The 20,380-nt window shown below is 70.3% G+C and carries 21 protein-coding genes; 7 read left to right on the top strand and 14 right to left on the bottom strand.

The features are described from left to right. Positions 1-25: 25 nt before the first annotated feature. From JX005_RS04765 to JX005_RS04755, 3 genes are read right to left on the bottom strand one after another with little or no spacing between them, the layout of a single operon-like run. Positions 26-601, bottom strand: coding sequence for a DUF3618 domain-containing protein (locus tag JX005_RS04765; protein WP_214466285.1), 576 nt, complete (start codon positions 599-601; stop codon positions 26-28). Then, a complete protein-coding gene (locus tag JX005_RS04760) occupies positions 598-1,011 on the bottom strand; it encodes a phage holin family protein (RefSeq protein WP_214466284.1) in 414 nt (137 codons plus the stop codon). Before JX005_RS04760 ends, JX005_RS04765 begins: the two co-directional genes overlap by 4 nt. After that, positions 989-1,738 carry a hypothetical protein gene (locus JX005_RS04755; RefSeq protein WP_214466283.1) on the bottom strand — a complete coding sequence of 250 codons (750 nt, stop codon included), beginning with the start codon at positions 1,736-1,738 and terminating at the stop codon, positions 989-991. The genes JX005_RS04760 and JX005_RS04755 overlap by 23 nt, the downstream gene beginning before the upstream one ends. 314 nt (positions 1,739-2,052) lie before the next feature. Here JX005_RS04755 and JX005_RS04750 point away from each other — a divergent pair, with 314 nt between their 5' ends. The 3 genes from JX005_RS04750 to JX005_RS04740 are packed head-to-tail and all read left to right on the top strand — an operon-like array spanning position 2,053 to position 5,373. Continuing rightward, positions 2,053-3,435 carry an ABC transporter substrate-binding protein gene (locus tag JX005_RS04750; protein WP_214466282.1) on the top strand — a complete coding sequence of 461 codons (1,383 nt, stop codon included), beginning with the start codon at positions 2,053-2,055 and terminating at the stop codon, positions 3,433-3,435. Position 3,436: 1 nt separating this feature from the next. After that, the gene (locus tag JX005_RS04745; RefSeq protein WP_214466281.1) at positions 3,437-4,414 is read left to right on the top strand and encodes a carbohydrate ABC transporter permease; all 978 of its coding nucleotides are present in this window, start codon (positions 3,437-3,439) and stop codon (positions 4,412-4,414) included. Then, complete coding sequence (locus JX005_RS04740) at positions 4,411-5,373, top strand: carbohydrate ABC transporter permease (protein ID WP_214466280.1); 963 nt, start codon at positions 4,411-4,413, stop codon at positions 5,371-5,373. The genes JX005_RS04745 and JX005_RS04740 overlap by 4 nt, the downstream gene beginning before the upstream one ends. A gap of 8 nt (positions 5,374-5,381) precedes the next feature. On the opposite strand, the gene JX005_RS04735 is transcribed toward JX005_RS04740, so the two are convergent. Both JX005_RS04735 and JX005_RS04730 read right to left on the bottom strand, forming a co-directional pair. Then, entirely contained in the window at positions 5,382-5,795 is a 414-nt protein-coding gene (locus JX005_RS04735) for a CBS domain-containing protein (protein WP_214466279.1), read from the bottom strand. 106 nt (positions 5,796-5,901) lie between these two features. Continuing rightward, positions 5,902-6,393 carry a bifunctional nuclease family protein gene (locus JX005_RS04730; protein ID WP_214466278.1) on the bottom strand — a complete coding sequence of 164 codons (492 nt, stop codon included), beginning with the start codon at positions 6,391-6,393 and terminating at the stop codon, positions 5,902-5,904. 142 nt (positions 6,394-6,535) lie between these two features. Between JX005_RS04730 and JX005_RS04725 the strand changes: the two genes are divergently transcribed. Continuing rightward, positions 6,536-7,567, top strand: a complete 1,032-nt coding sequence (locus tag JX005_RS04725; RefSeq protein ID WP_214466277.1) for an LLM class flavin-dependent oxidoreductase — start codon at positions 6,536-6,538, stop codon at positions 7,565-7,567. On the opposite strand, the gene JX005_RS04720 is transcribed toward JX005_RS04725, so the two are convergent. The 4 genes from JX005_RS04720 to JX005_RS04705 are packed head-to-tail and all read right to left on the bottom strand — an operon-like array spanning position 7,564 to position 11,185. Next, positions 7,564-7,932, bottom strand: coding sequence for a bleomycin resistance protein (locus JX005_RS04720; RefSeq protein WP_214466276.1), 369 nt, complete (start codon positions 7,930-7,932; stop codon positions 7,564-7,566). The two genes, JX005_RS04725 and JX005_RS04720, sit on opposite strands and share 4 nt — an antisense overlap. A 9-nt stretch (positions 7,933-7,941) precedes the next feature. Beyond that, positions 7,942-8,826, bottom strand: coding sequence for an alpha/beta fold hydrolase (locus JX005_RS04715; protein WP_214466275.1), 885 nt, complete (start codon positions 8,824-8,826; stop codon positions 7,942-7,944). Beyond that, entirely contained in the window at positions 8,826-10,076 is a 1,251-nt protein-coding gene (locus JX005_RS04710) for a glycosyltransferase (protein WP_214466274.1), read from the bottom strand. Before JX005_RS04710 ends, JX005_RS04715 begins: the two co-directional genes overlap by 1 nt. Positions 10,077-10,108: 32 nt before the next feature. Further along, a complete protein-coding gene (locus JX005_RS04705) occupies positions 10,109-11,185 on the bottom strand; it encodes a class I SAM-dependent methyltransferase (RefSeq protein ID WP_214466273.1) in 1,077 nt (358 codons plus the stop codon). Positions 11,186-11,304: 119 nt separating this feature from the next. Here JX005_RS04705 and JX005_RS04700 point away from each other — a divergent pair, with 119 nt between their 5' ends. Beyond that, positions 11,305-14,055 carry an ATP-binding protein gene (locus JX005_RS04700; RefSeq protein ID WP_214466272.1) on the top strand — a complete coding sequence of 917 codons (2,751 nt, stop codon included), beginning with the start codon at positions 11,305-11,307 and terminating at the stop codon, positions 14,053-14,055. 18 nt (positions 14,056-14,073) lie between these two features. Here the strand turns inward: JX005_RS04700 and JX005_RS04695 are convergent, their stop codons facing one another. From JX005_RS04695 to JX005_RS04685, 3 genes are read right to left on the bottom strand one after another with little or no spacing between them, the layout of a single operon-like run. Next, the gene (locus JX005_RS04695; protein ID WP_214466271.1) at positions 14,074-15,174 is read right to left on the bottom strand and encodes a DNA glycosylase AlkZ-like family protein; all 1,101 of its coding nucleotides are present in this window, start codon (positions 15,172-15,174) and stop codon (positions 14,074-14,076) included. Next, positions 15,174-15,524: a DUF2200 domain-containing protein gene (locus JX005_RS04690; RefSeq protein WP_214466270.1), complete on the bottom strand. Its 351-nt coding sequence runs from the start codon at positions 15,522-15,524 to the stop codon at positions 15,174-15,176. Before JX005_RS04690 ends, JX005_RS04695 begins: the two co-directional genes overlap by 1 nt. Before the next feature lie 22 nt (positions 15,525-15,546). Further along, positions 15,547-16,296 carry an NUDIX hydrolase gene (locus JX005_RS04685; protein ID WP_214466269.1) on the bottom strand — a complete coding sequence of 250 codons (750 nt, stop codon included), beginning with the start codon at positions 16,294-16,296 and terminating at the stop codon, positions 15,547-15,549. Positions 16,297-16,473: 177 nt separating this feature from the next. Here JX005_RS04685 and JX005_RS04680 point away from each other — a divergent pair, with 177 nt between their 5' ends. Then, positions 16,474-17,469 (top strand): aggregation-promoting factor C-terminal-like domain-containing protein, encoded by a 996-nt coding sequence (locus JX005_RS04680; RefSeq protein ID WP_214466268.1) that lies wholly within the window; start codon positions 16,474-16,476, stop codon positions 17,467-17,469. 82 nt (positions 17,470-17,551) lie between these two features. Next, positions 17,552-18,193: a hypothetical protein gene (locus JX005_RS04675; RefSeq protein ID WP_214466267.1), complete on the top strand. Its 642-nt coding sequence runs from the start codon at positions 17,552-17,554 to the stop codon at positions 18,191-18,193. 139 nt (positions 18,194-18,332) lie between these two features. Here the strand turns inward: JX005_RS04675 and JX005_RS04670 are convergent, their stop codons facing one another. Both JX005_RS04670 and JX005_RS04665 read right to left on the bottom strand, forming a co-directional pair. Further along, positions 18,333-19,604, bottom strand: coding sequence for an HNH endonuclease signature motif containing protein (locus tag JX005_RS04670; RefSeq protein ID WP_246533555.1), 1,272 nt, complete (start codon positions 19,602-19,604; stop codon positions 18,333-18,335). A gap of 294 nt (positions 19,605-19,898) precedes the next feature. Continuing rightward, complete coding sequence (locus JX005_RS04665) at positions 19,899-20,372, bottom strand: hypothetical protein (protein WP_214466266.1); 474 nt, start codon at positions 20,370-20,372, stop codon at positions 19,899-19,901. Positions 20,373-20,380 lie beyond the last annotated feature (8 nt).

Raw genomic sequence — 20,380 nt, 5'->3', positions numbered from 1 at the left:
GTCCGCCCCGCACCCCTCGGCAGTGTCAGCCGCCCGCGACGTTCTCGCGAGCGTCCTTGGCGCGGTCGGCGACCGTGCCTGCCTGGTCGGTCGCTTCACCCTTCACGTTCTCGAAGGCGCCCTGGGCGCTGTCCTTCACGGCGGTGGCGGCCTCACGTGCCGGCTCCTTCATGTCGGACGCGACCTCCTTGGCGACCGAGGTCACCTGGTCGACGAGCGGCTCCGCCTGCTGCTTCACCGATTCGGCCAGGCGCTTCTCCTTGTCGGACGCGGGAATCAGCGAGGCCACGACCAGGCCGACGCCGAAGGCGATCAAGCCCACGGCGAGCGGGTTGCCCTCGGCCTTCGCCTTCACGTCGCGCGCGACGTCGGCTGCACCGCGTGCCGCGCCGTGCGCGGCGTCGGATGCGGCCGTGCCGGCGTCGTCGGCGACGCCCATCACCCGGTCGCGCAACGACCCCATCGCACCGCGGACCTTGTCGGTCTGCCGGCCCACGATCTTGGAGGGGGTCACCTTGTCGGCGAGCGCGTCGACGTCGGCGCCCAGCTCTTCGCGTGTCCGCTCGATGTCGGCGCGGATCACATCGGGTGAGTCAGTCATCGGTTCTCCTCATTTCTCTTGAATGTCGACGGAATCTCCTCGAGCGTCTCGACGGTCTGCGGAACGCCCTTGACCTTCTTCATCTGCGTCCGGCCTACGCCGTAGAGCACGGCGGCGATGATCGCCCACACGACTGCCACAACGACGCCCGACCAGCCCGCGCCGATCAGGTTCGCAAGACCCGCCCAGGCGGCGATGGAGAGGAACAGCACCGCCATGGATGCCGCATACCCGGCGCCGCCGAGAAGGCCGGCGCCTTTGGCGGTCGTCGTCACGGTCTCCTTCAGCTCCGCCTTGGCGAGCGCGATCTCCTGACGCATGAGCGTGGAGAGATCACGCGTCACCTCGCCGAGCAGCTCGCCGAGCGACGCTGTCGCTGCGCGCTGCTCAGAGGGAGTCTGATCGCTCATCTGCGGTCTCCATTCCCGTGCCGTCGTACCGCGCGGCGGACTGCGAGTAGATCGGGGCGTCCGCCCCGGTCCCCTCGGCCATGGCACCCTCTGATCCGGTGCCGTCGAGTCCGGTGCCGGCGGTGCCGATTCCCGTGCTCCCGGCGGTGCCGGCGGCGCCGGTCATACCGGTCGCGCCGGTGCCTGCGTAGCCGCCGGATGCCGGCAGGGCGGGCGGTGCGCCCGCGGTGCCACCCGAGAAGCCCGTGCCGCTCGTGCCGCCGGACGACTCGCCGGCGTTGGAGGCGAGGGCTCGCGTCAGACGGCCGACGACGACTCCCGCGAGCACACCCGCGGCGATGAAGACGCCGGGACGGCGCCGGGCGAACGCCTTGACCTCGTCGAAGACCATGGCCGGGTCGCGGTCTGCGAGCCACGAGCCCGCCGCGCCGACCCGTGCGGAAGCCTGCCGCACGAGGTCGCTCGCGACGCCGGAGGACTCTGACCCGTTGGCCATCGAGCCCAGCTCGTCGCCTACGGAGCTGAGACCCGTGGCGAGACGGTGCTGCTGCTTCGAGGCCTGGTCGCGCAGCTCCTGTCGACCCTGCTGGAGGAGCGCGCGAGCCTGGTACTTCGTCTCGCGGGCGACCCCGCCCGCCTCATCCTTGGCGGTGGCCGCGACGTCCTTCACGGCGCCGGCTGCGGCATCCTTCACCTCACCCGCCTCGTGTCTCGCAGTGTCCGCCATGTTCGACTCTTCACCGGGTGCGACGTAAGCGTCGGAACCTCCGGCTGCATAACCCTGTGACATGGGTTCTCCTTCCTTGACCCCACCGCGGGGCCGGTGGGGTTTCCATTGAAAACACCCTCGGGTGAAGGAAGGAGGGGGTTGTGCGAAGGGGCACCGTGTGCTTTCGCGTGAGGCTCTGGCCGCGCGTGAAGACCCCTATTCGACGCTTGTACGGCGTCGAGGACGGATAGTCAATCCCCTCGGGTGATCGGCGCTCGAGTCGTAGTTTTCGCCCACCACCCACTTCGTCCCCCAGGGTGCAGGAGGCCATCATGCGCACATCGACCCGACTGATCGCCGCAATCAGCGGCGTCGCGACCGCCGCCCTCGCCCTATCGGCGTGCGCGGTCGGGACGGGGGGCGCCGGCGACTCCGACGCCGAGTACGACTCGGGTGCCGAACTGAGCGGCGAGCTCGCCGTTATGGGCTTCTCCGGCGTCGACGAGGTGGCCACGTCCCGCGTGGAGTACGCCGAGGAGCAGCTCGGCGACGTCGATGTCCAGTTGGCGGAGGGCGACCTCGACCTCCAGCAGTTCCTGTCCGCCGTCGCAACCGGCTCGCCCCCGGACCTCGTGTACGCGAACCGCGATCAGATCGGCTCGCTCGCCGCACGCGGCGCCGTCGTCCCGCTCGACGACTGCATCGAGGGCGAGAGCATTCCCGTGGACGAGTTCGTGCCCGCAGCGATCGAACAGGTCACGCTCAACGACGTCGTCTACGGCATCCCGGAGTTCAACACCGTCCAGCTCACGATGGCCAACGCGGACCTCCTCGCCGATGCCGGGCTGACGCTCGACGACGTGAACGGATCCGATTGGGAGGCCATGTCGGCCGCGGCCGAGAGTCTCGTCGTCCAGGACGGCGGGAAGCTGCAGGTCATCGGCGTCGACAGCAAGCTGCCCGAGTTCCTGCCGCTGTGGGCCAAGGCGAACGGCGCCGACCTCATCTCGGAGGACGGGCGCACCGCGCAGCTCGACGACCCCGCGGTGGTCGAGGCGCTCACCTGGGCGGTCGGGATCTACGACGCCCAGGGCGGGTTCAGCGCCGTGAAGGCCTACCGCGACTCCGCGGACTTCTTCGGCGAGGGCAACCAGTTCGCGACGAACGTCCTGGGCGCGATGCCCATGGAGCAGTGGTACGTCAACGTGCTCAACGACGTCTCCCCCGACGCTCCCATGGCCTTCGACACGGTGCGCGACCGCTCCGGCGAGCCGCTCGCCTACGCCTCGGGGCTCGCATGGGCGATCCCCGCGGGCGGCGAGAACCCCGAGGCGGCGTGCCGGTTCGCGCGGGCGATGACATCGATGGACGCCTGGCAGGCGGCGGCGGAGGCGCGTCTCGCGGTCCGCGAGGAAGAGGGCAAGCCCTTCACCGGCCTGCTCACGGGCAACGCCGAGGCCGACGCGATGATCCGCGACATGACCACGTCGGGCGGCGAGACGTGGGACGCCGCCGTGACGGCCATGTACGAATCCAACGAGATGACGTTCGCGCTGCCGGCCAACCCTGCGGACGCCGAGTTCAAGGCCGCGATGTTCGACGCCGTCAACTCCGTCCTCAACGGCGAGGCGACGCCCGAAGAAGCGCTGGCCGAAGCGCAGACGACCGCGCAGACCGCGCTGGACAACGGATGGGCTGAGCTCGAGGAAGACTGACATGGCTACGGCATCCGCACCCCCGCTCGGCCGGCCTGGCGAGTACGCGGTCGATCCCGCGAGGGAGCGCAGCCGGCGCCGGGCGAAGCGCCGGAACGTCGCCTCTGCCCTGCTCTTCCTGAGCCCGTGGCTCATCGGATTCCTCGTCTTCACGGCGTGGCCCCTGATCTACAGCGTGTACCTGTCGCTGACGGACTACGACGTCATCAACGACCCCGAGTTCGTCGGCGTGGAGAACTACGCCGAGCTCTTCGCGGATCCGAAGATCGCCCTCGCACTGTCCAACACCCTGCTGTTCACCGCCGTCCAGGTTCCCCTCTACGTCGTGCTGTCACTCCTGCTCGCCCTTCTCCTCGACCGCGCGGGCCGCACCGCCGGCTTCTTCCGCACCGTCTTCTTCCTGCCCAAGATGACCCCGCCGGTTGCCGTCGGCATCCTCTTCCTGCTCCTCTTCAACGGGCAGAACGGGCTCTTCAACACCGTCCTGGGCTGGTTCGGGATCGACGGCCCGTCCTGGACGACGGACCCGGCCTGGGTGAAGCCCGGCCTCATCATCATGAGTCTGTGGACGGTCGGGGCATCCGTCATCATCCTTCTCGCGGCTCTGCAGGCCGTGCCGACCGAACTGTACGAGTCAGCCCGCCTCGACGGTGCGGGTTTCTGGCGCCAGGCGTGGTCGGTGACGCTGCCGATGATCAGCCCCGCGCTGTTCTTCGTCATCGTCGTCAACACGATCGCGGGGCTGCAGACCTTCGATGAGGCGTATACGGCGTTCTTCGGCGCGGGCAACACGACCTACAGCAACGACGCCGCGCTCTTCTATGTCATCTATCTGTTCCAGCAGGCGTTCCAGTTCCTGCACATGGGCTACGCCTCGGCCATGGCCTGGCTGCTCTTCCTCCTCATCATGATCGTCACGGTGATCCAGATCGTCGTCTCACGGCGACTGGTCTACTACGAAGGCGAGGACCGCCGATGAGCCGGGTGCTGCCGCCGCGGATCGAGCCGGAACCGGTCGACCCCGAGCCGGAGCGGCGGGGCGCGTCGACCGCGACCCAGGTGACCGTCGACCGGCCCGGAGCGGAGATCGGTCGCGACAGCCGCCGGGGGCGGCGGCGAGTGGTCCGGGGGCTCGCCATCGCCGCGCTGTCGCTCCTGGGCGTCGTCTTCGTGTACCCGTTCGTCTGGCTGGTCAGCGCCTCATTCAAGCCGCGCGGCGAGGTGTTCGACAACAAGCTCATCCCCGAGACCTTCACGTTCGACAACTACATCGCGGTCTGGCAGGAGGCGCCGCTCGCTCTCTGGCTGTGGAACACGGTCCTGGTGACGCTGCTGGCGGCAACCGCCGTGACGCTGTCGAGCGCCATGGTGGCGTGGGGGTTCGCCCACTACCGGTTCCGCGGACGCAACGCGCTGTTCGGCCTGGTGCTGGCCAGCATGATGCTGCCCGGCGCCGTCACGATGATCCCGACCTTCCTCATCTGGAACTCGCTCGGGTTCGTCGGCACGCTGGTGCCCCTCTGGGCTCAGAACCTGTTCGCGAGCGCCTTCTACGTCTTCCTGCTCCGCCAGTTCATGCTCGGCCTCCCACGGGATCTCTTCGACGCCGCCCGGGTCGACGGCGCGTCGCAGTGGGCGGTGTTCTGGCGGATCGCGGTCCCGCTGAGCAAGCCGGCACTGGCCGTCACGTTCGTCTTCGAAGTGCAGGCGGTGTGGACCGACCTGATGCGCGCGCTGATCTATCTGCGCGACTCAGCCACCTTCACGGTGCCGCGCGGCCTGAAGTCGCTCGTCGACGCCTTCGGGTTCGGCGGTGAATGGCACTGGGAGATCATCGTCACCGCCAGCGTCATCGCCACGATCCCGATGATCCTCATCTTCTTCTTCGCGCAGAAGCAGATCATCCACGGCATCAGCGCCGGAAGCCTGAAGGGCTGAGCCCGCCGTCACTCCGAGATGGCTTCGACGGCCTCGCCGGTCTGCGTGGCCGACAGTGACAGGGCGATGTCGGCCTGGCTGATGATCCCCACGAGGTCCTGGCCGTCCAGGACCGGCACGCGACGCACCTGGTGGCGCTCCATGGTCGTGAGGACGTCGCGGATGTCCTCGTCCGCGCGGGCGAGCACCAGCGTCCCTTCGGCGAGCAGTCCGGCGGTCTCGATGGCCGGTCGGCCGCCGCGGGCGATGCACTTCACGACGATGTCGCGATCCGTCAGCATCCCCTTGAGCTTGCCATCCGCGCCGCAGATCGGCAGGGCGCCGACATCCAGCTCGGCCATCAGGCGTGCCGCCTCCTGCAGGCTCTCGGACTCCCCGATGCAGCGCGGGTCCGGCGTCATGATGTCTCGTGCAGTAGTCATGTGAGACTCCTCTCCCGGGGAGAAGGTATGCGAGACAGCACCCCGCACGCAGGGGCTTGACACGGCGTCCGGAGCGGATCTCCCGGAGCGTGGCCGCTCGGGGCCCTCAGCCCTCGAAGTCCTCGGGCTCGACCTCGTCGAGGAAGCGCTTGAACTCGTCGAGGCTCTCGGCGGCGTCGGTCTCGGTCAGGACATCGGGCACGCCCGCCTCCTCCATGACCGGGTCGGCCACCCACATGCCCGCGCCGACGCGCGCGGCGAGAGCCACGGCGTCGGACGGCCGCGCGTCGACCACCCGGTCGCCGAGCGCCGTCGACAGCGTGATCTCGGCATAGAAGGTGCCTTCGTCGATCCGCGTGACCTCGACGCGCGTGACCTCGGCGCCGAGCGCCTCGATGAGGGTCCGCATGAGGTCGTGTGCGAGCGGACGCGGCACGGGAGCCTGCTCGAGCGCGACGAGGATCGAGGTCGCCTCGAGCTGCCCGATCCAGATCGGGAGCACCTGCCCGTCGCCCGGGATCTCATCGATGGGCTTGAGCAGCACGACATGCTGTCCGGACGCATCGAGGGCGACGCCTGCCACACGAACCTGCACCATCGCCTCGCCTCCGTTCCCGTCCGCTCCTCCATCGTAGGCACGACACGGCGGCCAGGGTCGGTGTCGGCCGAACGGGTCAGCCCGGCGCTGCGAGCACCTATTCACCGGAATGGATGCCGCGGGCGTACGGTTGCAGGCAGGTATGCAGCGCTTCGGAACCCTCTCGTTCGGTCACTACGGCCCGCTCGGCGGCGGCCGTCAGCTCACCGCGGCCGACTCGATGCTCCAGGCGATCGACCTCGCCCAGGGGATGGACGACCTCGGGGTCGACGGCACGTACTTCCGTGTGCACCACTTCGCACGCCAGCAGTCCTCTCCCATGCCCCTGCTCGCCGCCATCGCCGCGCGCACCGAGCGGATAGAGGTCGGCACCGGCGTCATCGACATGAGGTACGAGAATCCGCTCCATCTCGCCGAGGAAGCGGCATCCGTCGATCTCCTCTCGGGCGGTCGACTCGCCCTCGGCGTGAGCCGCGGGTCACCCGAGACCGTCGTGCGCGGCTACGAGACGTTCGGCTACACGGGATCGCAGGATCCGCGCGGGGCCGACATCGCGCGCGACCATTTCGACCTGTTCCTGCGCGCGATCGACGGCGAAGGACTGGCGGAGCGGGATGCCTCGTCCCCGTTCGGCACCGGAGCGACGGGGCTGCAGCGCATCGAGCCGCATTCCCCTGGGCTGCGCTCGCGGGTGTGGTGGGGCGCCGGGAACCGGGATTCCGCGGAGTGGGCGGGCCGCATCGGCGTCAACCTCATGTCGTCGACGCTGCTGACGTCTGCCGACGGACGCCCGTTCGACATCCTGCAGGCCGAGCAGATCGACGCGTTCCGCGCCGCGTGGCGCGAGGCCGGTCATGACGGCGAGCCGCGCGTGTCGGTGAGCCGCTCGATCTTCCCGCTCGTGACCGCAGAGGATCACCTCTACTTCGGCGGGCGCCAGGACGGCGATCAGATCGGCGTCATCGACGGCATCCGGTCCACGTTCGGAAAGACGTACGCCGCCGAGCCCGACGTGCTCATCGAGCAGCTGCGCGACGACGCCGCCATCCAGGCCGCCGACACGCTGATGCTCACCATCCCGAGCCAGCTGGGCGTCGAGTTCAACCTGCGCGTGATCGAGACGTTCGCGACTCAGGTCGCACCGGCCCTCGGCTGGACGGGCACGCGCGTCTAGCGGGAGCCGTCGTCCTCGATGAGGTGCAGCTGCGTGCCGTCGGGATCGATCAGGTAGCCGGCGCGCTGTCCCCACTCCTGCAGTGCGACCGGGATGAGGCGCGGGATGCCGACTGTCTTCTCGGGGACGCCGCTCGCGCGGACGTCGGCGTAGAGGCGGTCGAGTTCGCGCACCCGGATGCTCGTCATGAACCAGCTCTCGTACGGGTCGTGCTCGGGGGCGAGGAAGAACTCGAGGACGATGCCGTCACGTCCGAGGATCATCCAGCCACCGTCGCGGTAGGTCACCTCGAAGCCGAAGCCGCCGTAGAACGCGGCTGTGGCGTCGAAGTCGCGCGAGGGGAGGTTGGGAACAGCCCTGTCCATATGCCGACCCTACGACCTCACCGCGGCCCCGCCCACCCTTCGCACGAAGTCGCGCAGCAGCAGGTTGACTCGGACCGGGTCGCGCGCCTGCGGCAGGTGCCCGCCGCCCTCGATGACCACGAGCTCGCCTCCGGTGAGTTCAGCGGCGATCGGTCCGCGCAGCGGGTTCTGGCACATGTCGAGCGATCCGGTGATCACCAGGACTGGACACCGCACGGCCTCGCAGATCGCGCGCGACGTCGGCACATCGCGCGCCCGATACGTCGAGCCGTACTCGAGGATGAGCATGTCTGCGCCGGCCCCCATCGACCACTCAACGCAGTCCTCGACCTGCTTGGTCGAGTGCGGTTCGGGGAACATCTCGCCGAAGAAGAACTCGGACCAACCTCGCCAGTCCTGTTTCCAGTAGTGGCGGTTCTGCTTCCGCCATCCGTCGTATGAGTCGCGGATCTCGTCGAAGTCGAACTCCACCCGATGCGGCAGCGGCTCGGTCAGGCGCAGGCCGGGGTTGATCGCGCAAGCGCCCAGCACCCGCTCCGGTCGCTCGCCGGCCATGATCAGCGAGTGGCCGGCGCCGGTGCAGACGCCGACCAGGACGGCCTGGTCGGCGCCGATCGCGTCCAGCACCGCCCACTGGCCCGCGATCTGCGCCGAGTCGTCCATCTGCCGTGGCGACGTCGGTACTCCGCTGCGCCCGTTGCCCGGCGGGTCGCTCACCACCACCCGGAAGTGCCGGGCGAGGAACGGGATCTGCGCCTTCCAGGCCCGGCTGTGCACGATGACGTCGGGCATCAGCAGGTAGACGGTCGGCGAGCCGTCGCCGTACACCTCGTAGTGGACCGCCAGGCCGTCGACGTCGACCGATCCGGTCGTCGTGGCCTCGAGCGCGCGCATCAGATCAGCTCCGCGAGCATGGCCGCCGCGCGTTCGGCGCCGTCGGTCTCGACGGGCCGGTAGGCGACGTCCCGCGCGATCTCGTCGACGATCGCCGCGGCGAGGACGTCCGGGTCACTCGCCTCCGCGTACCGGACGCAGCGGCCCGCGCCGTAGTTGTCGAGCCGGCGGCGCACATGGAGGTTCTGCTCGAAGTGGTTCTCGAGCGGGACGTAGACGAAGGGCCGGTGTGCGGCGGTCAGCTCCATGCACGTCGTCAGACCGCCCTGCACCACGGCGACGTCGCACGCGGCGAGCGCGAGGTAGAGGTCGGGCACGAAGCCGCGCACGGATGCCCCGCGGCGGCGGGGCAGCTCGGCGGGATCGATCCGCGGCCCGGTCACGACGAGGAACCGGAGCTCCGGGCGCAGCCGCCGGACGAGAGGGATCGCGTCCATGACGCGCCGCAGCAGGGCACGCCCGACGCCGGAGCCGCCCACGGTCACGACGCACAGGAGCTCGTCCTGACCCACTCCGAGCCGTCGCCGCGCGTCGGCGCGCTGCTCGGCCGACGGCGGCTCGAACCCCGTGACGTACCCGGCGAAGTCGAAATGCGTCTGCGTCCACTCGCGGATCCCGGGCAGTCCCTCGCCGAACGACTCGTCGACGACGTCGTCGGGGTTGCCGACGAAGATCGATCGGTCGCGCATCCGCCGATAGCGGGCCCGCTGCTCGAGCATCTCGGCGTTGTAGTCCGCGGTGAGCGCGGCCTCGGCATCCCCTCCCTGCGGCATCGGCAGCCAGCCCACGAAGTCGGTCATCCACGCGAAGGCGAATCGCTTGAGCTCGGGATTCTCGTGGAGGAAGTAGTCGACGTCCCATGCCTCGTCCCCGATGACCAGGTCGTAGTAGGTGTCGTCGACCACGTCGTTGAAGACCATGAAGTTGTTCACGAGGATCTCGTCCATCCGGCGGATCGCCTGGAACGCGTGCAGGTCGTGATCGGCGGACTCGTCCTCGATGTGGGCCGACTCGTTGGCGAGGAATGCGGATGCCGGGTGCACGGTCTCTCCGGCATCAGCGAGGACACGCGTGACGGGATGCTGCGCCAGCCAGTCGATCTGCAGGTCGGGATGGAGCCGGCGCAGCTCCTGTGCGATCGCGACGTCCCGCCGCGCGTGCCCGAGCCCGATCGGGGAGGACAGGAACAGCGCCCGCCTCGGACGCCGCTGCGCCCGGACCCAGGTGTGGCTGCGACCCGGCATTGCCATGCCCCCAGTCTGCTCCTGCCCGTCCCCGGTCGTCAGGGCCGCGCCTCGATGACGCGGTTGAACGGCGTTTCGGCGACGCTGCGGAACCGGGTGAACCCGCCCGCCGAGGCGACGTCGCGGATGCGCGCAGGCCCCGCCTGCGTGCCGAGCGCCAGGCCCACGTCCTGCGACAGCGACGACGGCGTGCAGAGGAGGGTCGAGAATCCGTAATAGGCGCGACCGACCGGGTTGAAGTTGTCCTCGACGTGGTCGCCCGCCATCGGCTCCACGATCATCCAGGTGCCGTCGTCGGCGATCACGTCGCGCACGTGGCGGGCCGCGCCCACCGGGTCGCCCATGTCGTGGAGGCTGTCGAACATCGCCACGAGGTCGTAGCCCTCGCCCGCGAAGTCCTGCGCCGACGCGACCTCGAAGCGCACGTTGGCCACGCCCGCCTCGGCGGCGCGGGCCCGGGCGGTCTCGATGGACTCGGCGTGGTAGTCGGAGCCGACGAACGTCGAGTTCGGGAAGGCCTGCGCGAGCAGGATGGTGGATGCCCCGTGGCCGCAGCCGACGTCGGCCACGAGCGCGCCGGTCTCGAGCTTCTCGCGCACCCCGTCGAGCGCCGGGATCCAGGCGTCGACGAGATTGGCGTGATAGCTCGGGCGGAAGAACCGCTCGCAGCCGATGTGCACGTCGGTGTCGTGCTCGTGCCAGCCGTACCCGGCGCCGCTGCGGGCCGCGTCGATGATGTGACCGGTGTCGTGCACAGTCCCGAGCGCGATCTGGAAGAACCCCGGCAGGAAGGCGGCGCTGTCGGGATCGGTCATCGCCAGCGCATGCTCCGGCGGGAGGGTGTACCGCTTGGTGGCGGGGTCGTAGGTGACGTAGCCACCTGCCGCCTGGGCATTGAGCCACTCGCGGGCGTACGGCTCTGCCGTCTCGGTGCGCTCGGCGAGCTGCGCGGGAGTGGTCGGCCCGTGGTCGGCGAGGTCGCGATAGTAGCCGAGCTTGTCGCCCATGACGACGAGCGCGGCGTTGAGAGTCGCTCCGACTTCGTCGACGGCGCGGAACACGAAGCTCATGAGCTTGTCGGTGTCGATCGCGGCCGGTTCGGTGATGGTGGACATGGTCCTTCTCCTTCGGTCTCGCGCTGGAGGATCAGCGGATGCCTCGACCGTAGGAACCGGCGCACGGCGATCGCATCCGGGGACCCCCCTAGTCGTTCCGCGGCTCGTAGGATCGGGGCATGCTGGTGGGTCGGGTGGCCGAGCAGCAGGCGCTGGATCGGCTCGCGGCAGCCGCACGCCTGGGAACGAGCGGCGTGCTCGCGATCAGCGGTGAGGCCGGGGTGGGCAAGACCGCGCTGCTCGATGACGCGGTTTCTCGGCTGACCGAGGCACGCCTCCTGCGCGCGATCGGGCACGAGTCGGAGCGGGAGGTGCCGTACGCCGGGCTGCTCCAGCTGCTGCGACCCGCCCTGGGGGTGCTCGACGGGATCCCCCCACGACAGGCCGACGCGCTGGCCGGTGCGCTCGCCCTCCCGCGCAGGCCCAGGAGCGATCAACGCGGCGACGCCGGCGACCGGTTCACGGTGGGAGCCGCCGTGCTGAGTCTTCTGTGCCGCTTCGCCGAGGACGGCCCCGTCGCCGCGGTCGTCGACGACCTGCACCTCGTCGATGCGGCCTCGGCGAAAGCCCTGGTGTTCGCGGCGCGCCGCCTCGCCGCCGACCCGGTCGTCGTGCTCCTCGGAGTTCGGTCACCGGAGGGCGACGACGCCGTCGCGGGTCTGCCCGCCATGCGGATCGGAGGGCTCGATCTCGCATCGGCGCGGGAGCTTCTGTACGCGGCCGGCGGCGCCGACATCGCCGACGATCAGCTCAGCGCGCTGCACCGCGCCACGGCCGGCAACCCGCTCGCCCTGCTCGAGCTGCACACCGCCGATATCGATGTGGCCGAGAGCGTCGAGACGGGGCTGCCGCTTCGGGTGCCGCGAGCGGTGACGCGCGCCTTCGGCCGGCAGCTGGAGGAGTTGGATGCCGGATCCCGCACGGCCCTGCTGGCGGCCGCCGTCTGCGGCGTCGATCTGCGGCTCATCACCGATGCGTGCGTGAGGCTCGGCGTCGACGCGGCTCTGCTCGGGCAATCCGAGGACCGCGGCTTCGTCGCGGTGCACGGAGGGCGCGTCGAGTTCCGGCATCCGCTGCTGCGCGCCGCCGTGTACTCGGAGGCGACCGCCCAAGATCGTCACGCCGCGCATCGCGCCGCGGCGTCGGCCACACGACCGGGCGACGTCGACCGGCGCGCGTGGCACCTGGCGGAGGCGACGTGGCATCCCGATGCGGAGGTCGCCGGGCTCCTCGCCGTGGCCGCAGGCAACGCGGTGTCCCGGGGCGCCCACGGCGTGGGCTCGCGCGCCTTCGAGCGGTCGGCGCATCTCTCCCCCGATGAGGGTGCTCGCAGTGAGCTGCTGCTCCGCGCCGCCGACACGGCGTGGTCGGCCGGCGACGGCCGGCGCGCCGTCGGCCTGCTGGACGAGCGCGCGCGGAGCGGTCCTGACCCCGCCGATGCACAGGATCTCGAGCTGCGGGCATCGATCGCCGCGCGCACGGGGTCGGTCCGGACCGCTCTCGAGCTGCTGCTGACGGCGGCGGACAGCAGGCGTACGGCCGACGAGACGCTGGTCTCCCTGGCCGACGCCGTGCACGCGACCTACTACCTGGGCGATGCGCGCACCGCATCGGAGCTCGCCGATCGGATCGCCGCCCTCCTGCCCGCGGCCGTCACCCCGACGGCCCGAGCGCTGGGGCTCATGGCGTCGGGCATGGCGTGCACCCTGGCGGGCCGGGGTGGCGCCGATGACATCCGTGCCGCCGTGCCGCTGCTCGAGTCGGATGCCGAACTGCGCCGCGATCCCCGGCGACTCTCGTGGCTGCTGCTGGCGCCGCTGTACCTTCGCGACTCCTCCAGCGGACAGCGTCTGCGCGCCCTCGTCGACGAAGTCCGCGGGGCCGCCGATGTCGGCGCGCTTCCCGCCGTGCTCTTCCATGTCGCCGTGGACGAGGCGACGACCGGCGCGTCCTGGCCGCGGGCGGAGGCGGACTTCGCCGAGGCGATCCGCCTCGCGTCCGAGACGGGGCAGGAGACCGAGCGCGCGATGTCACTCGCAGGACTCACGCGTCTCGACTCGCGGGCCGGCAGGGCCGAGGCCTGCCGAGCACATGGCGAGGAGGCCCTGGCCCTCTGCTCGGCGCGCGACATCCATGTCGGCGAGGTCTGGGTGGCTCACGCCGTCGGCGACCTCGAGCTGTCGCTCGGCGGTGCCGCGGAGGCGGCGGAGCGATTCGCGGTGCTGATCGCGCTGCTCGACGGCCTGGATCTCGACGACGCGGATCTCTCGCCTGCGCCGGAGCTCGTCGACGCGCTCGTGCGCATGGGGCGCAGCGATGAGGCGACGGCAGTCGCGCAGGACTTCCACGCACGCGCGGCGGTGAAGGGACAGCCTTGGGCCCGGGCCCGCGCAGACCGTGCCGTCGGCCTGGTCGTCGGGGACGGTTGCGAGGCGTGGTTCGAATCCGCCCTGCGGTGGCACGCGCAGACGCTCGACCGGTTCGAGGACGCACGCACACGGCTCGCGTACGGGTCACGGCTGCGTCGGGCAGGACGCCGCGTGGATGCCCGGCCACGACTGCGCGAGGCGTTCGAGACCTTCTCCGAGCTCGGCGCCGCGCGGTGGCGCGACCTCGCGGGCACCGAGCTGGCGGCGACCGGCGAGCACGTGCACCCGCCGGGTGAGGATCCGATGCGCGCGCTCACGCCGCAGGAACTGCAGGTGTGCCTGCAGCTCGTGGAGGGGCGCACCACCCGCGAGGCTGCGGCCGCCCTGTTCCTGAGTCCGAAGACCGTCGAGTACCACCTCCGCAAGGTGTACGCGAAGCTCGGCATCGGCTCACGGGCTGAACTGGCGGAGGCGCTGGCGGGCGGCGAGCCGGCGACCTGACGCCGGTGGAGCAGGCGCTCAGCGCTCGGGAACGCCGGTGAGCGGCATCCCGAGCCATTCCGCGAGTTCGTCCAGCTCAGCCCGCACGATCTCGTGCTCCTCGGCCTCGAACGGGAGGAGCTCGTGGATCGCGTTGACCTGCAGCACGTCGTTCTTCTTGTCGACCTCGGCGTCGAGCATCCCGGCGAAGCGATCACCCATCAGGATAGGGTGCGCGAAGTAGCCGTAGCGGCGCTGCGCGGCGGGCTTGAACTGCTCGAGGACGTAGTCGAACCCGAACACCTCGGTCAGCCGCGGGCGGTCGAACAGCAGGCTGTCGTAGGGGTTGAGGAACGCGACGCGGCCGGCGTCGTCGATGCCGCCGGTGTCATCGAGGGCGGCGAGCGCCGCCGGGTCGACGCGGAACCGCCACTTGCTGCCCTCGACGCTCACGGGCTCGCCCGCCATGCCCGTGCGCGACCACGGCGAGTTCTGCTTCGCGAGGCCTGCGGCCTGAAGCCGGCGTTCCGCGAGGAGCTCGGCCGCCTCCTCCTCGCCGTACTCGGGCATGTCGGCGGGGTAGACGCGCTCTGCGAGGTCCCAGCGGCGGTGGCGTCCCTCGCGTCCGATGATCGCCACCTCGCCCTGCCGGGTGAGGAAGTCGAGCATGTGCGGCACCTGGTTGCGGCCGTACCAGCCGTCGGGTGCGCGATCGACCTGCGCGGTGTCGGGGATGTCGCTGGTGAGCAGCGGTCCTTCGCTGCGCAGGCGCGCGAGGATGTCCGCACGGAACTTCGCGTTCGCATCGAGCCACTGCCGGCTGCTCTCGCGCCGCGGCCAGGTGCGCATGTCGGGCAGCATGAGCGGCAGCAGGCTGACGGGCCGGAAGGCCCCGTCGAACTCGAACAGCAGCCGGTCGTCCTCGACGGCCTTGCGCAGCTGCGTCGCCTCGTACGACCACCCGATCCTGGACCACAGCACGGTGTGCTCGCAGGGGGCGATCACCGCCGTCGGATCGATCTTGATGTAGCCGAGCTGCTCGGCGACCTCGACGACATCGCCGGGCCGATCGGCGTCGAGGAGCTGAGCGCGGACGATGATGCGGCGCGCTTCGTCTTTCGAGAGGACGCGCGCCGTCATCACGCGACCGGTTGCCGGAGGATCTTCTCCATCGCCTTGCCGCGGGCCAGTTCGTCGACGACCTTGTCGAGGTAGCGGATCTTCTGCATGAGCGGGTCTTCGATGTTCTCGACGCGCATGCCGCAGATGACCCCCGTGATGAGCGAGGCGCTGGGATTGAGGCGCGCGTCGGCGAAGAAGTCCTGCAGCGTCGTCTCGGACTCGCGGTGATGTCGGAGTTCGGCGTCGTCGAAGCCCGTCAGCCACTCGATGACCTCGTCGAGCTCGGCGGTCGTCCGCCCCTTCCTCTCGACCTTCGCGACGTAGAGGGAGTAGAGCTTCGCGAAGCTCAGGCTGTAGATCCGGTGCACGAGGGCCAGCGTAACCCTCGCGTCACGCCGTCGCCTCGGATTCGGCGAGCCCGGCGCCGGCGAGCGGCAGCTCGCGGTCGGCGTCCCATGGCTCGGTCCACCCGAGCCGGTCGAACAGCCCCTCGAGCACCATTCCGGTGAAGCCCCACACCAGGTGATGGCCGCCGGGGTGCGGTACGAGGAATCCCGGCCCGCGCCATTCCTGTCCGTCGCGGCGGATGACCGTCGAGCCACGGTTGGCGGGATCGAGCAGATCGGCGACGGGGGCACGGAACACCGCCGAGGACTCGGCCTCGTCGACCACTCGGACGGGCGATGGATGCCGCCACCAGCCCAGCACCGGTGTCACGAGGTGCTGCGAGTACACGAGCGGGATGTTCTCGAGGGTGCCCAGCACCTCGACCCCGGCCGGGTCCAGCCCGGTTTCCTCATACGCCTCCCGGAGCGCGGCCGCGACGGCGTCGTCGTCGGCGGCGTCGACGCGACCTCCGGGAAAGGCGACCTGGCCGGCGTGCGACCGCAGGGTGGACGCGCGCGAGAGGAGAAGGACGTCGAGGTCGCGCGAGACCGCCCGCGCCGCGGCGTCGTGGTCACTGGGCAGGCCGTCGAGGATTCCGAAGAGGATGAGGACGGCCGCTGGGCGCGCATCCGGCGTCGCGGTGAGGCCGGCGAACTGGCGGAATCCCTGATGATCGGGGCCCGCTGCGGCGACCTGTTCGACCAGTGCGGCGAGCTGCGCGCGGGCGCTCTCGGTGGTCGACTCGGCAGGCATCCGTCCAGGTTACGCGGGGGCGGCGACGTCGTCGGCGCCGGGTGGGCTCCCATGTAACGTTCAGGTAACGCACCGGAACCGTCCAGGGCACCTGGGCAGACTCGGGGACTTGTGTCCGCCCGAACGGACCTCTCGCGTCGCGCTGTCGGCGCCTCTGCCCCATACGAAACCGGTTCTATGCGCTCGATAACGTCTGCCCATCCTGCCCGCCGCAACAGCCGCGCCGCCGCGCGACGACTCCGCCGCCGCCCCGTTCTGGCCGTCGCCGGCCTGTCGCTCGGCCTGATCGTCGCCGCCGGGATGACCGCGACGACGCCGGCCAGCGTGGCCGAGGCATCCGGCTCGACTCCGACGTTCGCACTGGCTTCCTTCACCGCTCCGCAGCCTCTGGCCGCTGCGCCGACCACGGCTGAGTCGAAGGCCCTGTCCGCTGCGCGCGCCACCGTCGAGTCAGCGGATGCCTCGATCGACGCCGCCGCGACGGTCACCTCCGACATCACGGCGTCGAAGCTCGACATCGGCGATCCCGAGACGACGGTCGACACCGCTGAGCTCGCGGCCGCCGTCGACCGCCTCGACGGCGCGAACGCGCTTCCGACGCTGCTGCTGCCCTCGATCGTCGAGGACGTCACTGTCCTGGCCGATGCGGTCGACGAGCGCGTCGCGGAGCTGCGCGGCAAGCTCGACGCCGCCAAGGCGCTCAAGGCCAAGCAGGAGGCGGAAGCCAAGGCGAAGGCAGAAGCCGAGGCCCGGGCGAAGGCCGAGGCTGAAGCCGCCGCCGCTGCCGCCGCCGCGCAGTCCGCCAGCCCCCAGCAGTCCTCCGCGCCGGCTCCGGTGTTCGCCTCGGGCGGCGCCGTGGGCGGCACCAGCCCGGCCGATGCGCAGGCCACCGCTCGCGCCATGCTCGGCGGCTACGGCTGGGGCGATGATCAGTTCGGCTGCCTCGTCTCGCTGTGGAACAAGGAGTCCGGCTGGAACTACCGCGCCTACAACAGCTCCAGCGGCGCCTTCGGGATTCCGCAGGCCCTGCCCGGCGGCAAGATGGCGAGCGCCGGCGCCGACTGGCAGACCAACCCCCGGACCCAGATCGCGTGGGGCCTCGGCTACATCTCCGGTCGCTACGGCACCCCCTGCGGCGCGTGGGGTCACTCCCAGTCCGTGGGCTGGTACTGACCCGCGCCCAAACGGCCTGTAGCGCTTCGCGGACCGCCCTCTCCTCCCCAACCGGGTGGAGGGGGCGGACTGCGTTCGAGCCGTGCGCGACCAGGGGTGCGAGGACGTCTGGTCGATGCTCGCCCACGGCGTGGCCGGAAGCAGCACCGGCGCCGCATTCGACCTGCTCCTGCTCGCCATCGCCGACGGAAGTCTTGCCGACGGTCCCGCGGGTCTGCAGCGCGCGGCCGACGCGAGCGCCCTGATCCGCGCAACGGAGCTGAGGCCGTGGGACTCATGCACGGGCTATCGGGGCTACGACGACTATCCGGACTACGACACCGAGTACCCGGGCGGAGCGCGGTGCGTGCGCGAATGCAGCTGTCCGTCGATCGAGGGCATGAGCTGGCACGACGTGATCGCGAAGGCGGCCCGCGACGTCGCGGTGTCGAACTGCCGCGACGGCTCGGCGACGCTCTCCGGCTGGGAGAACGCAGACGGCGTCCCCGAGTCGGGGCGGCTAGCCGACCATCAGAGCGAGCCGTGGCTTGCGCTGACACCGCCCCGCCGGACGACGCAGGAACTCGAACGCGACCCGCTCAATGGAGCGGCGTTCACAGCCGCGCTGAACGACTGGTACGAACTGATGTCGGTGTTCGGTCTAGACCGGGCCGACGACGGCGCGTGGCAGGTCCCTTCAGTCCTGCGCGAGTTCGTCCGGGCCGGACAATTGCCGGATGACTGACGGCGATCCGCGGTCGAACGGTCAGGTCAGATCCGCCTTCGACCGCGGCGCGCGCGAACCGCACCACGGTCGCAGATTCCCGTCCGCCACGCCCTCTGCCTTGAAACCTGCGGAGATGGCTCGCCGCCGCGCAGCCCTGTCAGAACGGTGCGTCAGCCGCCGACGACGGATGGAACATCGGATACCGGCGCTCTGGCTTCACGGTGTACTCACGGCCCGAGGGCGACGTCCATTCGATCTCACCGCCGCTGTCGGGGACTTGTCTGACTCGCCAGCCCCCGTGGTGTTTCACGCGATGGTGACCACGGCAGATCGGGGCCAGGTTGTCGAGGCCGGTGGTCCCGCCGTCCTCCCAGGCCAGAGTGTGATCGATCTCGCATCGTGAGGCCGGCATGCCGCAGCCGGGAGCCATACAGCGGTCGCCGCGCCACTTGACCAGCCTCGCGAGTGCGGCCGGAGGACGGTACAGCTCGCGCCCCACCGAGAGCACGGCACCGGAGTCGGGGTGCGTGAGGACTCGCATCCACCCGCCATCGCCTCCGCACAGTTCGCGTGCGCGAGCCAGCGGAACCGGACCGACGCCTTCCACGGTCGCGGGGGCCAGACCCGCGTCGTGGCGCTCCTTCTCGCCGGCTGTGAGCAAGGCCAGAGCCGGCACCGTCACGACCACGCTGGCGCGAATGCCTCGTGCATCGGCGGGAAGCGATGCGGTGTCACCTTCGATGAGCAGATCGCACAGCACGTCGACCCTCACCTGGTCGAGCGTGCGCGTCTCACCCTCGCTGGCGACGATCACTTTCGCCATGGCCGTCGTACGGCCGAAGATGGCTTGCGCCTCGACCCCCGGAAGATACACATGCAGCCATGCCATGGTGTCTTCGTCCGGTTCGACCGCCATGCGACGCCGCCCGAGCGCCGCCTCGTGCCGCTCGGCGAGGGTCACCGATCGGACTGAATCGATCAGGCGCCGGAGCATTCGACGGAACGAGCCGACCGGATGCTGCTCGGCGAGCTGGATCGCCTGCGGCACGAGCGCACCGCGCAATTCGGATTCGGCCTCATCGACGAGGTCCACGAGGATCTCGGCGTGCCGCTCCGTCATTCGAGCGCGACCGAGTGAATCCAGGACCGCCGGGTACCGCTGCACCATGGCGGCTGCTCGAGCGATCATCTCGCCGGCTGCCCGCTCGGTGATGCGCAGCGCCGCCGCCAACTCGAGGCGCACCCCGCGCTCGATCACGTCGGTGAGCGCACGACCGTGCCGATGCGCGTCTTCGAGCGCTTCCTGGCGCATCGCCTCAACTCTCCACAGACGCTGGGCGGCGAAGACGTCCATCATGCCGGCGACCTCGACGACCCGATCGACGGCATCCGGGATCGGAGCGTAGAAGCCGTCGAGGTCGTCGTCCATGGTTAGAAGCTATCGCGAACCCCCGACATTCGAACGAAACTGATGAGCGCTGTTGAACGGGCAGCGTCGTAGATCTGTTCCCCCCTGGCTGAGCCCTGTGAGAACGCGTTTCGTCTCGGTCGCTGCGCCCCCTCGCTCAACGACCCGAAAGTCCCGCAGGACCTGAACCCCCGGGTCGTTGAGCGAGCGAAGCGAGACGAAACGCCCCTCACACGGGAGACGCGTTTCGTCTCGGTCGCTGCGCTCCCTCGCTCAACGACCCGAACTGGACGACCCCGGGAATCGGGTTTCCGCTCAACGACCGGGGGCCGGCCCGCCCATCGCGTGAGCCCACAGGTCGTGCAGTCGCGCGTTCGCGTCGCGCGAGACACGGTTGCCCGAGCGGAACTGGAACCTCCAGGCGATCTCCGGCACCACCACCTCGAGCAGCTCGCGCGGAATCCGGTCCTCCTCGACGACGAGCGCGTCGAACGACACGTCGACGAAGTTCGCGGTGCGCCGGGGATCGGCGAAGTGCACGTCTTCGTAGGTGTCCGTCAGCACCGTGCCGTGGCCGATGATCCCGTAGGAGCCGCCTTGGCGCAGCAGCCAGGCATCCGTTCCCGGCGCGACGGTGCGCCGCGCTCCCACCGACCACTGCGTGACGAAGGGCTCGCCACGGGCAACGCGCTCCACGACCGCCGCGTACGATCCCGGCCACTCATCCCATAGGCCGGGGTTCCAACCCATGATGACGCCTTCACCAGTCGGATCGGATGCCGCTTCCATGCGCCGAC

It is taken from the genome of Microbacterium flavescens (assembly GCF_018588945.1).
In the GTDB taxonomy this organism is placed as follows: Bacteria; Actinomycetota; Actinomycetes; order Actinomycetales; family Microbacteriaceae; genus Microbacterium; species Microbacterium flavescens.
Note: the sequence above shows the minus strand (reverse complement) of the source record. Positions and strands in the feature narration are given on the sequence as shown.

What these genes read in the sequence shown, in the direction of transcription:
- JX005_RS04765 (WP_214466285.1), bottom strand. Translation starts at nt 601, where the DNA reads ATGACTGACTCACCCGATGTGATCCGCGCCGACATCGAGCGGACACGC.
- JX005_RS04760 (WP_214466284.1), bottom strand. Translation starts at nt 1,011, where the DNA reads ATGAGCGATCAGACTCCCTCTGAGCAGCGCGCAGCGACAGCGTCGCTC.
- JX005_RS04755 (WP_214466283.1), bottom strand. Translation starts at nt 1,738, where the DNA reads ATGGCGGACACTGCGAGACACGAGGCGGGTGAGGTGAAGGATGCCGCA.
- JX005_RS04750 (WP_214466282.1), top strand. Translation starts at nt 2,053, where the DNA reads ATGCGCACATCGACCCGACTGATCGCCGCAATCAGCGGCGTCGCGACC.
- JX005_RS04745 (WP_214466281.1), top strand. Translation starts at nt 3,437, where the DNA reads ATGGCTACGGCATCCGCACCCCCGCTCGGCCGGCCTGGCGAGTACGCG.
- JX005_RS04740 (WP_214466280.1), top strand. Translation starts at nt 4,411, where the DNA reads ATGAGCCGGGTGCTGCCGCCGCGGATCGAGCCGGAACCGGTCGACCCC.
- JX005_RS04735 (WP_214466279.1), bottom strand. Translation starts at nt 5,795, where the DNA reads ATGACTACTGCACGAGACATCATGACGCCGGACCCGCGCTGCATCGGG.
- JX005_RS04730 (WP_214466278.1), bottom strand. Translation starts at nt 6,393, where the DNA reads ATGGTGCAGGTTCGTGTGGCAGGCGTCGCCCTCGATGCGTCCGGACAG.
- JX005_RS04725 (WP_214466277.1), top strand. Translation starts at nt 6,536, where the DNA reads ATGCAGCGCTTCGGAACCCTCTCGTTCGGTCACTACGGCCCGCTCGGC.
- JX005_RS04720 (WP_214466276.1), bottom strand. Translation starts at nt 7,932, where the DNA reads ATGGACAGGGCTGTTCCCAACCTCCCCTCGCGCGACTTCGACGCCACA.
- JX005_RS04715 (WP_214466275.1), bottom strand. Translation starts at nt 8,826, where the DNA reads ATGCGCGCGCTCGAGGCCACGACGACCGGATCGGTCGACGTCGACGGC.
- JX005_RS04710 (WP_214466274.1), bottom strand. Translation starts at nt 10,076, where the DNA reads ATGGCAATGCCGGGTCGCAGCCACACCTGGGTCCGGGCGCAGCGGCGT.
- JX005_RS04705 (WP_214466273.1), bottom strand. Translation starts at nt 11,185, where the DNA reads ATGTCCACCATCACCGAACCGGCCGCGATCGACACCGACAAGCTCATG.
- JX005_RS04700 (WP_214466272.1), top strand. Translation starts at nt 11,305, where the DNA reads ATGCTGGTGGGTCGGGTGGCCGAGCAGCAGGCGCTGGATCGGCTCGCG.
- JX005_RS04695 (WP_214466271.1), bottom strand. Translation starts at nt 15,174, where the DNA reads ATGACGGCGCGCGTCCTCTCGAAAGACGAAGCGCGCCGCATCATCGTC.
- JX005_RS04685 (WP_214466269.1), bottom strand. Translation starts at nt 16,296, where the DNA reads ATGCCTGCCGAGTCGACCACCGAGAGCGCCCGCGCGCAGCTCGCCGCA.
- JX005_RS04680 (WP_214466268.1), top strand. Translation starts at nt 16,474, where the DNA reads ATGCGCTCGATAACGTCTGCCCATCCTGCCCGCCGCAACAGCCGCGCC.
- JX005_RS04670 (WP_246533555.1), bottom strand. Translation starts at nt 19,604, where the DNA reads ATGGACGACGACCTCGACGGCTTCTACGCTCCGATCCCGGATGCCGTC.
- JX005_RS04665 (WP_214466266.1), bottom strand. Translation starts at nt 20,372, where the DNA reads ATGGAAGCGGCATCCGATCCGACTGGTGAAGGCGTCATCATGGGTTGG.